The sequence below is a fragment of the Aeromonas sp. HMWF017 genome (genome assembly GCF_003061465.1).
In the GTDB taxonomy this organism is placed as follows: domain Bacteria; phylum Pseudomonadota; class Gammaproteobacteria; order Enterobacterales; family Aeromonadaceae; genus Aeromonas; species Aeromonas veronii.
Genome location: NZ_QAJD01000056.1, coordinates 31678 through 46083, shown reverse-complemented (window position 1 = coordinate 46083; position 14406 = coordinate 31678). Strand labels below are relative to the sequence as shown.

The 14406-nt window shown below is 58.7% G+C and carries 15 protein-coding genes and 5 tRNA genes; 11 read left to right on the top strand and 9 right to left on the bottom strand.

All coding sequences use genetic code 11. From position 1 onward, the window contains the following. Nucleotides 1–191 precede the first annotated feature (191 nt). A complete protein-coding gene (locus DBR30_RS04905) occupies nt 192–779 on the bottom strand; it encodes an FMN-dependent NADH-azoreductase (protein WP_181363488.1) in 588 nt (195 codons plus the stop codon). Nucleotides 780–1053: 274 nt separating this feature from the next. Between DBR30_RS04905 and DBR30_RS04900 the strand changes: the two genes are divergently transcribed. From DBR30_RS04900 to DBR30_RS04885, 4 genes are all read left to right on the top strand, one after another. Further along, nucleotides 1054–1896, top strand: a complete 843-nt coding sequence (locus tag DBR30_RS04900; protein WP_258224284.1) for a DMT family transporter — start codon at nt 1054–1056, stop codon at nt 1894–1896. 85 nt (nt 1897–1981) lie between these two features. Next, entirely contained in the window at nt 1982–3160 is a 1179-nt protein-coding gene (purT, locus tag DBR30_RS04895) for a formate-dependent phosphoribosylglycinamide formyltransferase (protein WP_108542540.1), read from the top strand. 126 nt (nt 3161–3286) lie between these two features. After that, nucleotides 3287–3946, top strand: coding sequence for a hexitol phosphatase HxpB (gene hxpB / locus DBR30_RS04890; protein ID WP_108542541.1), 660 nt, complete (start codon nt 3287–3289; stop codon nt 3944–3946). Nucleotides 3947–4350: 404 nt separating this feature from the next. After that, the gene (locus DBR30_RS04885) at nt 4351–4554 is read left to right on the top strand and encodes a CPXCG motif-containing cysteine-rich protein (RefSeq protein ID WP_005336871.1); all 204 of its coding nucleotides are present in this window, start codon (nt 4351–4353) and stop codon (nt 4552–4554) included. Between the two features lie 106 nt (nt 4555–4660). Here DBR30_RS04885 and DBR30_RS04880 read toward each other — a convergent pair whose 3' ends face one another. Together DBR30_RS04880 and DBR30_RS04875 are read right to left on the bottom strand one after the other, a co-directional pair. Beyond that, the gene (locus DBR30_RS04880) at nt 4661–5278 is read right to left on the bottom strand and encodes a riboflavin synthase subunit alpha (protein WP_108542542.1); all 618 of its coding nucleotides are present in this window, start codon (nt 5276–5278) and stop codon (nt 4661–4663) included. 87 nt (nt 5279–5365) lie between these two features. Next, complete coding sequence (locus tag DBR30_RS04875) at nt 5366–6268, bottom strand: DMT family transporter (protein WP_108542543.1); 903 nt, start codon at nt 6266–6268, stop codon at nt 5366–5368. A gap of 130 nt (nt 6269–6398) precedes the next feature. Between DBR30_RS04875 and DBR30_RS04870 the strand changes: the two genes are divergently transcribed. From DBR30_RS04870 to DBR30_RS04835, 7 genes are all read left to right on the top strand, one after another. Then, nucleotides 6399–6605 (top strand): YaeP family protein, encoded by a 207-nt coding sequence (locus DBR30_RS04870; protein WP_005352334.1) that lies wholly within the window; start codon nt 6399–6401, stop codon nt 6603–6605. A 147-nt stretch (nt 6606–6752) separates the two neighbouring features. After that, nucleotides 6753–8132 (top strand): MATE family efflux transporter, encoded by a 1380-nt coding sequence (locus DBR30_RS04865; protein WP_108542544.1) that lies wholly within the window; start codon nt 6753–6755, stop codon nt 8130–8132. 219 nt (nt 8133–8351) lie between these two features. After that, nucleotides 8352–8428, top strand: a tRNA-Val gene (locus DBR30_RS04855). Between the two features lie 12 nt (nt 8429–8440). Continuing rightward, nucleotides 8441–8517, top strand: a tRNA-Val gene (locus DBR30_RS04850). Nucleotides 8518–8534: 17 nt separating this feature from the next. Next, nucleotides 8535–8611, top strand: a tRNA-Val gene (locus DBR30_RS04845). A 26-nt stretch (nt 8612–8637) separates the two neighbouring features. Next, a tRNA-Val gene (locus DBR30_RS04840) sits at nt 8638–8714 on the top strand. A 36-nt stretch (nt 8715–8750) separates the two neighbouring features. Next, nucleotides 8751–8827 (top strand) — tRNA-Val (locus DBR30_RS04835). A gap of 133 nt (nt 8828–8960) precedes the next feature. Here DBR30_RS04835 and DBR30_RS04830 read toward each other — a convergent pair. The 6 genes from DBR30_RS04830 to DBR30_RS04805 form a co-directional block, all read right to left on the bottom strand. Continuing rightward, on the bottom strand, nt 8961–10802 hold the full coding sequence (locus DBR30_RS04830; protein ID WP_108542546.1) for a sigma 54-interacting transcriptional regulator: 1842 nt from the start codon (nt 10800–10802) through the stop codon (nt 8961–8963). A 226-nt stretch (nt 10803–11028) separates the two neighbouring features. After that, on the bottom strand, nt 11029–11469 hold the full coding sequence (locus tag DBR30_RS04825; protein WP_108542547.1) for a hypothetical protein: 441 nt from the start codon (nt 11467–11469) through the stop codon (nt 11029–11031). Nucleotides 11470–11728: 259 nt separating this feature from the next. Further along, a complete protein-coding gene (locus tag DBR30_RS04820; RefSeq protein WP_005360970.1) occupies nt 11729–12193 on the bottom strand; it encodes a hypothetical protein in 465 nt (154 codons plus the stop codon). Nucleotides 12194–12458: 265 nt separating this feature from the next. Beyond that, the gene (locus DBR30_RS04815; RefSeq protein ID WP_108542548.1) at nt 12459–13343 is read right to left on the bottom strand and encodes an AEC family transporter; all 885 of its coding nucleotides are present in this window, start codon (nt 13341–13343) and stop codon (nt 12459–12461) included. 12 nt (nt 13344–13355) lie between these two features. Continuing rightward, on the bottom strand, nt 13356–13913 hold the full coding sequence (locus DBR30_RS04810) for a YaeQ family protein (RefSeq protein WP_005352343.1): 558 nt from the start codon (nt 13911–13913) through the stop codon (nt 13356–13358). Nucleotides 13914–14101: 188 nt separating this feature from the next. Then, nucleotides 14102–14242, bottom strand: coding sequence for a TIGR02808 family protein (locus DBR30_RS04805; RefSeq protein ID WP_005345965.1), 141 nt, complete (start codon nt 14240–14242; stop codon nt 14102–14104). Nucleotides 14243–14406: the final 164 nt, after the last annotated feature.

Here is a 14406-nt window from a genome sequence, read left to right as displayed (position 1 = left end):
TGCTGAAAGGCTGGGGTATCCATGATGGTAGACCTCAAGGTGATGGCCTACTTCAAGATTAGCCTTTCAACACATAATTGGGACAGAGCCATAAACAAACGCAGCCTGATGGCTGCGTTCTTGTATCTGGCGGGGCAACCCCTTGAAGAGATAACCCCTGACGGGATAGAGAGCCCTTATAAAGAGAGCCCTTAGATAGCCAGAGCCTCAAGCTGCGCTTTGGCCGCTTCCATCCCCTTGCTCTGGGCATCCGGGCCCATACCCATCCCCTCGGCGTAGATGAAATCCACCTCTTTGATACCGATGAAACCGAGCACGGTACGCATGTAGGGAGTGACCAGATCGGTGGCGCTGCCGACGTGCATGCCGCCGCGGGGGCTGATCACCAGCGCACGGGTATTTTCAACCAGACCGACCGGACCGGTCTCGGTGTAGCGGAAGGTGACGCCAGCGCGAGCCACCAGATCGATCCAGTTTTTCAGCTGGGTCGGGATGTTGAAGTTGTACATGGGGGCCGCAATCACCACCAAGTCGCTCGCTTTGAGTTCGGCGATCAGCTCGTCGGACTGGGCGATCACCGCCAACTGACGCTCGCTCAGGTTATCACCACCGCGCAGGCCGGAGGCCAGCTCGCCATCCAGCACCGGCAGGTTGAGTGCTGCCAGATCACGCACGGTGACGACATCATCCTGATGGTCAGCCAGGAAGCCGTCGATCAGGGCGTTGGATTGGGAATATTGACCCAGGATGCTGGATTTGAGTACGAGGATATTGGCCATGGTGAAACTCCATTTGGTTGTCGGTTGAACAGCGTTGCTGTCGATGGAGGTCACTCTAAACATTGGGCTTCTATACAGATAGCGAAAATAGATGCTCAACTTGTTCAAATTTTTTGATGAAAGGCCACTTCCTCGCCAGCCAACCCTGCGGCCGCGCTTCAACCCTTGGCAGAATAAACGATTGCCGTTATGATCCGCCGCACTTTTTTCCAGCGACCCGGATCCCATGATACCCTCGCGCAGGCACTCTCCTTTGGCCGGTGCAGTCTGGATGATGGTGGCAGGACTCTGCTTCGCCGCCGTCAACAGCCTGAGCCAGTATGTTAGCTTCAAACTCGGCCTTGCCTCTACTCAGGTCGCCTTTCATCAATACCTGATCGCCCTGATCTGCCTGTTGCCCTGGCTGGTTCGTCACGGCTTGCGCCAATCCCTGATGACCAATCAGTTCCGGCTGCACCTGTTGCGGGTATTGCTGGCGGTAGTCGGCATCCAACTCTGGCTCTGGGCGCTGGCGTACCCCGTCCCCATCTGGCAGGGGATCGCTCTGCTGATGACCTCACCGCTGTTTGCCACCCTGGGCTCCGCCCTGCTGCTCAAGGAGCAGGTGAGCCGCGCCCGCATTCTGGCAACCCTGACGGGCTTTGCCGGCGCCATGCTGATCCTCGCCCCCTGGACTGACGAATTCAGCTGGGCCTCCTTGCTGCCGGTGGCGGCTGCGCTGTTCTGGGCAGGTTACTCCCTGATGGTACGCTATCAGGCAGCCAACGAATCATCCCACACCATAGTGGTGTATCTGCTTATCTTCAGTACCCCGTTCAACGTCATGCTGGCCCTGCCGGAGTGGCAGTGGCCGAGCGAGAGCCAGTGGCTGCTGGTAGCCGCCTCCGGCGTGCTGACGGCACTGGCCCAAATGTCCATCGCGCGCGCTTACAGCGTGGCAGAGGCCTCCTTCGTGCAGCCTTTCGATTTTGCCAAACTGCCGATGAACGTGCTGGCGGGCTGGCTGGTCTTTGGCTGGGCGCCCCCCGGCCGTCTGTGGCTTGGCGCTGCCATCATCATTGGCGCCATTACCTTGCTGACCCATCTGGAGCAGCGCGCTCACAAACCCGTTTCCTGAGGTACGCCATGCGTGCCTCTTTTTTTGTCCGCTATTCATGCGATAGCGATCATCAACAATGACCATCGACATCAGGAGAGATCGTATGTTTGGAACCGCAACCCGCCCCGGCGCCACCCGTGCCCTGCTGCTGGGCTCCGGCGAACTTGGCAAGGAGGTCACCATCGAGTTGCAACGGTTCGGGATCGAAGTGATCGCAGCCGACCGCTACCCCAATGCCCCCGCCATGCAGGTGGCCCACGCAGCCCACGTGCTGGACATGCTCGATGGCAACGCCCTGCGTGCCCTGGTTGCCGAGGTTAAACCCGACCTCATCATCCCCGAGATTGAAGCGATCGCCACCGATACCCTGGCCGCCCTTGAGCAAGAAGGGGTCAAGGTAGTGCCCAACGCCCGCGCCACCCAGCTCACCATGAACCGGGAGGGGATCCGCCGTCTCGCCGCCGAGACGCTGGGCCTGCCCACCTCCCCCTACCGCTTTGCCCAGAGCAAGGAGGAGTTTGTCGCCGCCGTCGAGGCTATCGGCCTGCCCTGCGTGGTGAAACCGGTAATGAGCTCATCCGGCAAGGGGCAGAGCGTACTACGCGATCTCGTCAAGCTGGATGAGAGCTGGACCTACGCCCAGGAGGGTGGCCGCGCCGGTCGAGGCAAGGTGATCGTCGAGGGCTTCGTTCCCTTCGAGTACGAGATCACCCTGCTCACGGTACGCGCAGTCGATGGCATTCACTTCTGCGAGCCGATCGGCCACCGTCAGGAAGATGGCGACTACCGCGAATCCTGGCAGCCACAGGTGATGAGCGAACTGGCTCTGGCCCGCTCCAAAGAGGTAGCGGCCAAGGTGGTCGAGGCCCTCGGTGGTTACGGCCTGTTCGGGGTCGAGCTCTTCATCAAGGGCGACGAGGTGTGGTTCAGCGAAGTCTCCCCCCGCCCCCACGACACCGGCATGGTGACCCTGATCTCGCAAGATCTCTCCGAGTTCGCCCTGCATGTGCGCGCCATTCTGGGGCTGCCGGTCGGCACCATCACCCAGTACGGACCGAGTGCCTCTGCCGTGGTACTGCGCGAAGGGCACAGTCAGAATATCCGCTATCAGGGAATTGGTGAGGCATTGGTGCTGGTGCCGGGCGCCCAGCTGCGGCTATTTGGCAAGCCGGAGATCGCCGGTCGCCGCCGTCTTGGCGTGGCGCTGGCCCGCGCAGCGGATTGCCAGGATGCGGTGGAAAAAGCCAAAGCCGTGGCCGCCAAGGTCGAAGTACTGTTCTAAGGGCTTTTTTGCCACAGCAAAACAAACGTTTGCCGATGTGATCGGGCGCAAGGGGCATGGCAATGCCCCTTTTGCATTTCCCCGTCAGGCTTATAATCCCCTCTTCAAATTTGTCAGGAGTACAAGATGTTAGCTGCCGTGATCTTCGATATGGATGGTGTTCTGATCGACTCGGAACCCTTTTGGCAACGGGCCCAGATCGCCGTTTTCTCCGAACTGGGTCACCCCCACACGGTAGAGGATTGCGAATCGACCATCGGCGTGCGCATCGATCAGCTGGTTGCCCACTGGTATCGCCTGCGCCCGTGGAGCGGCCCGAGCCAGGAAGAGGTGGTACAGCGCATTCTGGATCGGGTCAACGCCCTGATCCTCTCCGAAGGTCAGGCCAAAGCCGGCGTGCTGGAGGCGCTCGACCTTATCGAAGCGCGCGGCCTGAAAGTGGGTCTGGCCACCTCCTCCCCCTTTGCGATGGTGGAAGCAGTGCTCGGCAAACTCGGCATCCGCGATCGCTTTATGGCGGTTCACTCCGCTGAAATCGAGCGTTTCGGCAAACCGCACCCGGATGTCTATATCCACGCCGCCGAGAAGCTGGGGGTTGAGCCGGTGCACTGCTTGGCCATCGAAGACAGCTTTACCGGTTTGCTGGCGGCCAAGGCGGCCTCCATGACTGCGCTGATCGTGCCGGATCCGGCTTTAGTCGGCGACCCACGCCTTGCCATCGCCAACTACCAGCTCGGCTCACTGGCCGAGCTGAATGCCGACATGTTGGCCAGCTGGGTCAAGTAAACGACAAGCAGACGCTGATCGTTCCCATGTACCCGGCATTGGTAGGTGGCCCGCGTCTGGCCATCGCCAACTACCAGCTCGGCTCGCTGGCCGAACTCAATGCCGACATGTTGGCCAGCTGGGTCAAATAGCGCCTATCGGCGCCTTGCTGCGCTCGCATTCTCATATCCGCAGGGGGCTCCAGCCCCCTGTTATTGCCAGACAAAACCGCTGGCGGTCCTCCTCTTTTCACCCGTCATTCTCAACCAGATTGTTCCTCTCGCACACGACCAGTCCAACCAGTTGCACCTTGCCATCGCTCAGGCTTGATCTCTGTCATAAACGTGCGTTTGCTCGCGGTTAACCCCCTTCAGCCCGACTAGAATCAGGGTAGATAGGCGGCCTCAGGGCCCGAGGAGGTTATCATGATCGAGTACACCAGCAAGCGCATCGTCTGCCCTCACTGTGGCCACCATACCCGGGTCGAGCTGGATGCCAGTCAGGGTGATCAGGAGTTTTACGAAGATTGCATGGCCTGTTGCAATCCGATCCACCTGCGGCTTCACCGCGACGAAGCCCGCGACTGTTTGCAGTTGTTTGTGGATGCCGATGACGAGCAACTGTTTTGATTGCGAGTCATAAAAAGTTGAGTGGATATTTTCACCATGTAAAAAACAAGGGCCTGCACACTGCAGGCCCTTGCTTATGAGGCGATTGAAACCGAGCCGTTTCCTTTCAGTTACCCCCGCGCGCCGCCAGCACCCGCTCCACCGTATCGACGATGGCCTGGGTCTGGGGATCGATCTCGATATTGGTCGGCCAGCCGGCGCGCACCCAGCCGAGGTTGGTGCGAGCCAGCGTCTCGGGGATCAGGTGGACGCAGAACTCCCGCTCGCGCACCTCGCCGATGGTCAGGCTGATACCGTCAATGCCGATATACCCCTTGGTCAGTACATATTTCATCAGCTCGGGGGCGAGGCGGTACCACACCTGACGGTTGTTGGGGGTGTCGATCACCGAGGTCACTTCCGCCATCCCGATAATGTGGCCGGACATGGCGTGACCGCCGATCTCGTCGCCAAAGCGGGCGGCCCGCTCCACGTTGACCTTGTCCCCCACCTGCAGCTTGCCGAGGTTGGTGAGGCGCAGGGTCTCCTGCATCAGATCGAAGCTGACCAGATCCCCTGCAATCCGGGTCACGGTGAGACAGCAGCCGTTGTGGGCCACCGAGGCACCCAGGGCCAATCCTTCGCCCCACTCCCGGCTGGGCATGCGGATCACGTGGGTACGAAATGAAGCACTCTCTTCGATGGCGACCAGCTCGGCCACACCTTGCACAATTCCGGTAAACATCATCACCTCTTTGTTTCTGATAACACGCTCTGTTTTTTATCGCGGCCTGTGGCCGCTTCTTTTACACAATTCGTTTCATACAAACTGTCACACCTGCTCCGGCGCCGCTGACAGCGCCTGCACGCGAGCCCGGCGCTGGGAATAGATGACCACTATGCCAGCCAGCACGATTAGCAGACACCCCGCCATACTACTGAGGGTCGGCATTTCACCAAACATCAGATAGCCGCAGAGGGTAGAAAAAAAGATCTGGAAATAGAAGAAGGGCGCCAAAGTAGAGGCCTGCGCATACTGCATCGCCTTGATGAGACAATACTGGGAGAGCAGGGTCACCACCGGCAGCGCCAGCAGATAGGGCCAGTCGGCAAGCGCCGGAAAGCGCCACAGTGCGGGCTGCCAGCAGAGGGCGGCCATTGCCACCATCCCCAGCATGAAGCAGGTGACGATCAGGATATCGAGGGTGGTCAGACGTGGATCCACCAGCTTGGTGAGGAGGTTGTAGCCGGTGTTGGCCAGCACAATGACCAGTGGCAGCAGGTAGTAGAGGTTCGCGTCGCTCCCGTCGGGATGAGTCACCACCAGCACCCCAAACAGCCCCAGCAACACGGCCGCCACCTTGGCCCGGGTCAGACGCTCCCTGAAAAAGATCACGCCCGCCACCACAAAGGCCAGCGAACCAAGCTGGCAGATGATGGTGTAGACGTTGAGCGGCACATGGGCCAGCGAAATCACAGAGACCAGCGCACAGACCAGAAACAGCAGCGAACGCAGCAATAGCCAGCGATCCACCGCCAGCAGCGCCGACACGGTGCGCTTTGGCAACAACAGCAGCAGACCAAGGAAAGGAACAAAAAAGCGAAACCAGACCATCTCCATCACGGAGTAGCCATGGAGCACCAGATATTTGTCCGCGCCATCCTTGAGCGTCAGGGCGAGAAGAGCAAACAGCGTCAGGAAGATCGCCAGTGAATTGCGCGAAGAGAGCAGCATCAAAGAGGCCGAAACAGGAAAAGGGGGTAACCAAACTAACGGGCTTGCCGCAAATTACAACCGCGAGACTGACAAAATGGGAGCAAAACCGCTATATTTGCTCGCCTTTTTACTTTCAAGGAAGCAAATCATGATGGTTTATGAGTGCTGTGAAGCGATCCGTATCGCCTATAACCAGATTGGCTCCGGCGAGCAGGGCTACGTGCCGAAGGCCATCGCCGCCACTATCCGCGCCCTCAACGCGGTCGCCGCCGATGAGCGGGTGCCCGCCGAACTGCGTGAACAGGCCGCCTATGCGGCAGCCAACCTGCTGATCAGCGATCACGAAGACGCCTGATCCCGCTGCCGGGGCGGCAACTATTTCGTCCTAGATGAATTTCAGGCTAAAATGCCTCCCCCACCCTTTGCATGCCCGCCCGGGCGTGCAAAGGCTCTTCCCGATTTCCGCTCTTTCTCTATCTATCTGATCCACTCGGAGGTGTCAGTGCAACGTTATTGGTCCGAGGCGAAGCAGCTCGTCCGTCTAGCCAGCCCCATACTGGTCGCCCAGGTCGCCCAGGTCGCCATGAACTTCGTCGATACCGTGATGGCGGGTCAGGTGAGTGCGGTCGATCTGGCCGCCGTGTCGGTGGCCTCCAGCTTCTGGCTGCCGGTGATCCTGCTGGTACAGGGGATCATCATGGCGCTCACCCCCATCGTCTCCCAGCTCAACGGCGCCCGCAAGCGGGAGCAAATCCGCCCGGCCGTCCATCAGGGCTTCTGGCTGGCGCTCATCGTCACCCCGCTGGCGATGGTTGCGCTCTATTACAGCCCGCTTGCGCTGCAGTTCATGGATGTGGAGCCGGTGATGGCGGCCAAAACCACTGGCTACCTGCACGCCATCCTGTGGGGCCTGCCCGCCTTCGTGATGTTCCAGGTGCTACGCAACTTCAGCGAGGGGCTCTCCCACACCATGCCCACCATGGTGATCGGCTTTGTCGGGCTGGCGGTCAATATTCCCGCCAACTACATCTTCATCCACGGTCACTTCGGCATGCCCAAGCTCGGCGGGGTCGGCTGTGGCGTCGCTACCGCCATCGTGCTGTGGGTCATGCTGCTGGCGATGATCCTCTACGTGAAGCTCTCCTCTCATTTCAAGGAGATCAACCTCTTCTCCCGACTCGCACGCCCCAACGGCAGCCGGATCTGGCGACTGTTTCGCTTAGGGTTCCCCATCGCCATGGCCATCTTCTGCGAGGTGACCCTGTTTACCGTGGTGGCCCTGATGCTGGCCCCCTTCGGTGCCGAGACGGTGGCGAGCCACCAGATTGCGCTGAACTTCTCCAGCCTGGTCTTTATGCTGCCCCTCTCCATCGGGGTGGGCGTGACCATCCGGGTCGGTCACAGCATCGGCGAGGGGCAGCCCCATCACGCCCGGGTGGCAGCCCGCACCGGGCTGCTGCTGGGGATGGGCATTGCCGCCCTCACCGCAGCGCTGACGGTGCTGCTGCGCGAGCAGATTGCCTCCATCTATACCGATGATCAGCAGGTGATTGCGCTGGCCGCATTGCTGCTCTTCTTTGCCGCTGTCTACCAGATCTCCGACTCGGTGCAGGTGGTCGCGGCTGCTGCGCTGCGCGGTTACAAAGATACCCAGGCGATCTTCTACGTCACCATCGTCGCCTACTGGGGGCTGGGGCTGCCGACCGGCATGATCCTGGGTCTCACCGACTGGGTGGTACCGCGGATGGGGCCGCAAGGCTTCTGGATTGGCTTTATCGTTGGCCTCACCAGTGCCGCCCTGATGCTGGGGGCTCGTCTGCGCCATATCTATGGCCGCTTCGCGACGCCGGAGGCATGCACCACCCTGTCGCGGGCCCAGTAAAAGCGGCAACTCGCCTGCAAAATCAACAGGCTGCGCAAGAACTGGGCAAACAGTCTCCTTTGTGCGTATGGCCTGTTGACAGCCTTGGGGGGCATGGGTAGTATGCCGACCACGCCAGCAATGCTGGCGTAGTGAAGTGGGTTTTGTTGCTCGGTTGGTCAGAGCATCACCTTGGCATGGTGAAGATTGTGTCGTTGGTTCGAATTCATTTCATCGAGTGGGTTTATAGCTCAGTTGGTTAGAGCACTACCTTGACATGGTAGGGGTCGTTGGTTCGAATCCAATTAAACCCACCACTTTTCTGTGATGCGTCCTTAGCTCAGCTGGTTAGAGCACCACCTTGACATGGTGGGGGTCGGTGGTTCGAATCCACTAGGACGCACCATCACAGATTGCTGTTATGCGTCCTTAGCTCAGCTGGTTAGAGCATCACCTTGACATGGTGGGGGTCGGTGGTTCGAATCCACTAGGACGCACCATAACAGTTAGAACGATTTGCAGATGTGGGTTTATAGCTCAGTTGGTTAGAGCACTACCTTGACATGGTAGGGGTCGTTGGTTCGAATCCAATTAAACCCACCACTCCCCTGCAGAACAGAAAGTCGCATTGCGCACCCTGCGTCCTTAGCTCAGCTGGTTAGAGCATCACCTTGACATGGTGGGGGTCGGTGGTTCGAATCCACTAGGACGCACCAGATTTGAAAAGCCCGCTCATCGAGCGGGCTTTTTGCATTCTCTCCCCTGCCTTCTCGCACTTTTTTTGCTGCGCCAACAAAAAGCCCGCATCACCATTTGCATGACACGGGCTGAATAGACACCGCCAGACCATCAGGCCTGCACGGCAATATCGTACTTCTTTATCTTGCGATAGAGGGTGGCAATCCCGATCCCCAATGCCTGCGCCGCCAGCTTCTTGTTGCCAAGCCGCTGCAGGGTCTCCTCGATCATCTGTTTTTCCATGCTCTCCAGCCCGCTCTCTCCCGGGGCGGGATCCTGCAACTTCTCCGGCATCACCGCCATTGGGCCTTGCGCTGCCAGCGGTTCACCCGGGATGGCGCTCAGGGGCACGATGGGGATGGTCTGGGTGACCACCGGATGGGGATCCTGATTGCGGATGATGTTGGGCGGCAGCAGGCTGCTGTCGATCACCTCACCCGCCTGGCTGACATTGACCAGATATTCGATGAGGTTGCTCAGTTCGCGCACGTTGCCCGGCCAGCGATACCCCTTGAGCAGCGCCATCACCTCTGGCGTCAGGCCAGGGTAGACGGTGCCGATCCGGCTGGTGTGCTGGTTGAGGAAATAGTGGGTCAGCAGCTCCACATCCCCTTCCCGCTCGCGCAGCGGCGGCAGGTTGAGAGGGATGACGTTGATGCGATAGAAGAGATCCTCGCGAAACTTCCCTTCGGCGATGTACTGGTCGAGATGCTGATGGGTCGCGGCGATGATGCGAATATCCACCGGCACCGGCCGGCTGGCGCCGATGGGGGTTACTTCCCGCAGCTCCAGCACCCGCAGCAGCTTGGCCTGCATAGTGAGCGGCATATCGCCGATCTCGTCGAGGAACAGGGTGCCCTGATGGGCTGCCTGAATAAGCCCCTGCTTGCCGCCGCTGGAGGCGCCGGTGAAGGAGCCCTTCACATAGCCAAACAGCTCGCTCTCCAGCAGCTGCTCGGGGATGGCGGCACAGTTGATGGCGATAAAGGGTTTGTCATGGCGCGGGCTCAGGCGATGAACCGCGCGGGCCACCACCTCCTTGCCGGTGCCGCTCTCGCCACAAATGAGCACGCTCGACGGGCTCTGGGCAATGCGCTGCAGCAGCCGCTTGAGGTTGCGCATCGGCTTGCTCTCGCCGATCAGCAGGTCGATGCGCACATCGGGATCTGGCTCGCGCACCTGACCGGAGTGGGACTGGTGAAAGGCCATCAGGAAGAGCTGCTGCCCCTGCACATGGTGCAGTTGACCGATGATCAGCTCTTGGCGATCGCCCAGGGTGAAAATGTGCTGGATATGACCGCTGATCTCCTGCCGGGCAAAGGTGAGCGGGCGGATCCCCACCTCACGCCCCTGCAGCTGCTCCGGCTGACAGCCCAGATGATGCAGCGCCGCTTCGTTGGCAAAGCGCACCTGATTTTTCTCGTCGAGCAGCAGGCAGCCCTGATCCATGTGGGTCATCAGATCGAGGAACACCTTGTTGACCCCGTCCGACAGGCCGCGCGAGTCGAGCAGCTTGGCCACAAAGATGGTGGAGATATGGCGGACATAGTCGCACACATCCTGCAGATTGTTGTTGAGACGGGCCTGCTGCTCGGCACTGAAGGCGACTAGGCTGATCACCCCGATGCACCCCTCATCCACCATGATGGGCACCCCGAGGAAGGCGCGCTCGCGGCAGCTCTCCTTGCAGCTGCACCCCTCGCAGACCGGATCATCGCTGGTGTGGGTAACGATCTTTTCCCGCTGATTGTCGATGACATAGCGCAGCAGGCGGGAGTCCCCCTCCAGCTGGCGGCCGAAAAACTTGCCATAGGGGCCAGTGCCCGCCACCCGCACCATATCGGCATCGACGATCTCGACCTCAAGTTGCAGCACACTCGCCAACATCTTGGCAAAACGCAAGATGGTGGGCTGGATCTGCATCAACAGACACTGGTTGCTCACGGATCTCATCCATCATTCCTTTTTGTTCTTGTTATCCTCCCCCTAAAGGGAGTCATGCTGGCCAGATACTAAGGGATATCAGGGGGAACTACTTCGGGGGGGATCACGAAAAGGGAAATGGCGTGTCGCTACAGCTCGCACTATGTGCAGGCTGGTCTGGGGAAAGAGAATGGGGTGTTATAAACGGCAAAAGGCTGCCTGGCATTCGGCAACCTGTTGCCGCCAATAGCAATTTTTAACTGGGTGAGCCTGAGTCTGGATTGGATTGGCGCTCTTCGTCTCCACGTGCCTGACGCCGCTCGATTGCTTCCTTGATGAGCTCCTCCTTCTGCTTGTCGAGATCCGCCAATAACTGCTGCTTCTTTTCATCTGACAGCTCGCTGTTATGCTCAACCTCTTTTTTCTGCTGCTCCAGCTCATCAAGCTTTTCCCGGCTCAGCCCGATACGCTGCGCCACCAAATTATCCCAAGCAATCTGGGTCAGGCTTCGCTCCTGCTCCTTGCGAGCCAACACAGGACGTTCATAGGTCGCATTAAATGCATCCCGACTTGCATTCAAGGTCACCTTGTCGTCAGCAAGCTGGATACTTTTCTGCTGCGTTTCGGCATATTCACTCGTCCGGGTCACCCCCAGCGCTGGCTGCACTAATTGATATCGGGCTGCACCAATGATCATTATTCGCTCTCCACTCTCGTCTCAACGGCGAACAAAGCAATATTTGCGCCATGAATAAATTTACGAAAGAGCATAAAAACGGAAAATCACTCGCATCCTCTGCGACTTCCGAGGCACAGATAAAATTCAATAAAAACATAAAGATGAAAACACATGCGGTGGAATAAGCCACTCGGGCCAACCAAGCCTACTGATCTGCGGACTCCATCGACAGATCATGCTGAATGTGGGGAAAACAACCTCTGATATGACATTTGGTTCACGCGCCGCGTACCTGTTTCAAGACTTGGCACTCATGGTCGAAATCCGCTTTATCTTGCGGCTGAATGTAACTTTGCCAGCGGGCAAACAGCTCGGCCGTCGGATATCGATGCAGACGAATACCGGTGCGATAGAGTTTGGGAAAAAGTGGGTCTGGCTGGGATCTCACGACCAGACCGCGCAGCTTCTCGCCAGAGGGAATGGCAATCACCAACTCATCCCCCTCTTTCAACCGTATGGCCCCCAGAATACCGATGCCGCCGATGGCTATGTCGCGCACCACTACATAGGGCACCGGGTTGAGCAACTCCAGAAACCAGTTGCGACGGCGACATTCTGCTTTGTAACCACCGCCACTGAGGATAAAACGGCGGTGTCTGCGCCAGTCATAACCGGTAGGCAATGCCGGGTCATAGCGCGATTTTGCCTGCCCCACAGGATCAGATTGCTCACTTGTGCTCATCCGGTTTCCCTCACTGGCATTGGTTGAACAGTGTCAGTCAGCTCTTTTCATACTATAGCTGTCGCCGTTAGGCCCGGGGCTCAGAGGCCGGATACGGGGACGACAGATATATCACGGAGGCAATGATGGACAGAGATGGCATGGAAAAGCTTGCTGATCCTGATAGCCTAACTTTCCCCTGCAAGGATGAGATGCGAACGACTGTGACTCGGTTCGATCAAACAATTGGCCAGTGAGTCGCACCGCCGCAGCGATGCAATCTGACTTAGCCAGGCAGATGAAGTGCCAACCAAACCGCCAGCGGGATCACTAGCACAGAGAGGGCATTGCCGCCGAGCACGATACTGGCCACCTTGTCCGGCTGACAGTGATACTGCTCGCAGAGCATGTAATTCAAGACCGCAGGGGGCAAGGAAACCGACAACATCAACAGCGGGATCCACTCCGTCTTGAGCGGCAACAGCCAGATCGCCAGCAGCAGCGACAATCCCCCCGCCAGCAGATAGAGCAGGTTGCACTTGAGCGCGAGGCCAAGGTGATCGAGTTCTCCCTCCATCAGGCGAATGCCCAGCGCAAAGAGCATCAGGGGCACCGAGATCTGACCGAGCAGCGAGGCCGTGGTCACCACATATTCCGGCAGCGTAATGTGCAGGTTGGCCACCAGCAAACCGGCCAGCGCAGCCCACAACACAGGGCTGCGCAGCCACAGCCAGCGGGAGGTATTGGCCGAGAGGATAAACATGCCGACCGAAAAGTGCAGCAGATTGGAGAGCACAAAAAGGATCACGATGGCCCCCAGTTGCTGCTCGCCAAACGCCAGCACCATCAAGGGGATACCGAGATTGCCGGTATTTCGGAACATGGCGGGCAAGATCAGCGCTGCCCGCTCAATCCCTTTGAGTTTGAGCAGCGCAAGCAGCAGACCGGGTAACAGAATAACCAGCGCCCCCGCCGCAATCAGCGGCAGATGCTCCGCCAGCGCCAGCGGATACTTGACCAGCGCAGAGAAGACCAGCGCCGGGGTAAACAGCTCGATATTGGCCCGATTGACGTAACCGAGCGCAGCCCTCGGTCGCAATCGCCCGTAGAGGGCGCCGAGCCCGACCACACCGAACACCGGAATGACGATATTGAGCAAGGCGCTGAACATGGGCGGCGTCCGTTACAGTTCGCGGGCCGGTTTGCCCATCAGTACCACCGGATCCAGCGTCACTTCCAGTGCGCCGTTACTGACCCAGAGCTGACCATCGGAAATGGTGCAAGTGAGTTGCATGGTGCGCTCGACCATGGCGGTGAGCGGCAGAGTCTGGCTGTCGGAGAGTTCGATGATGCTGAGGTTGTCGTGCTGGCTCAGCTTGCCCTGGTTTTGCTTCCACCAGACGGCTGTACCACGACCGCCGTAGAGATAGAGCACCACCTGACGGGCGCGGTTACAGGCCTTTTTCAGCCGTTTTTCATCGGGTTGGCCCAGCTCGATCCAGAGCTCTATTTCGTCCGAGTAGTTCTTGCACCAGAGCTCGGGTTCATCATCGGCGCTCAATCCCTTGGTGAATTCCAGTCGCTCGGCAGCGTGCCAGGCAAAGGCCGCCAGCCGGATCATCATCCGCTCATCGGTTTCGGAGGGGTGGCGCGCCAGCGTGAGGGAGAAGTCCTGATACAGATTGCGATCCATATCAGACAAACTGATCTGGGCCTTGAATACGGTTGCCTTGAGAGCCATAGAAAACCTTGAACACCTGATAAGAGAAGGGTGAGTGGGAAATACGGGCGCCAGTGTAATCAAAATCGGCGGCAGGTTCGACCATCCTGACCAAAGATTTCCCCTTCCCTGCCGGGATAAGTGCTTTAAAAGACACAAAAAACAAATGCCAGTCCGAAGACTGGCATTTGGCGGCATGGAGAAGCGACTCACTTCTCGGCGGACTGTACCCCGAACGCATTCAGCAGCATGCAACAGGTCACTGCCACCGCCACGAATCCGCTCAGAAAGATAAAGGGCATGGCCCCATATCCCAGTACTGTCCAGATGGTGTGTTCAAGAAGACTCATTGTTGTGTCCTTCATCCGGTGAAAGGTGTGTTCCTTCTGGCGGATATTGGCTCCGCTCTTGATGCCTCCATTTGACCTCAATCAGCGGTTGGGTCCTATGCCACCAAAGTGATAAATGCAGGGTTCATTTGCGCTGGATCAAGCTTTTTGGCCAAATATCCATG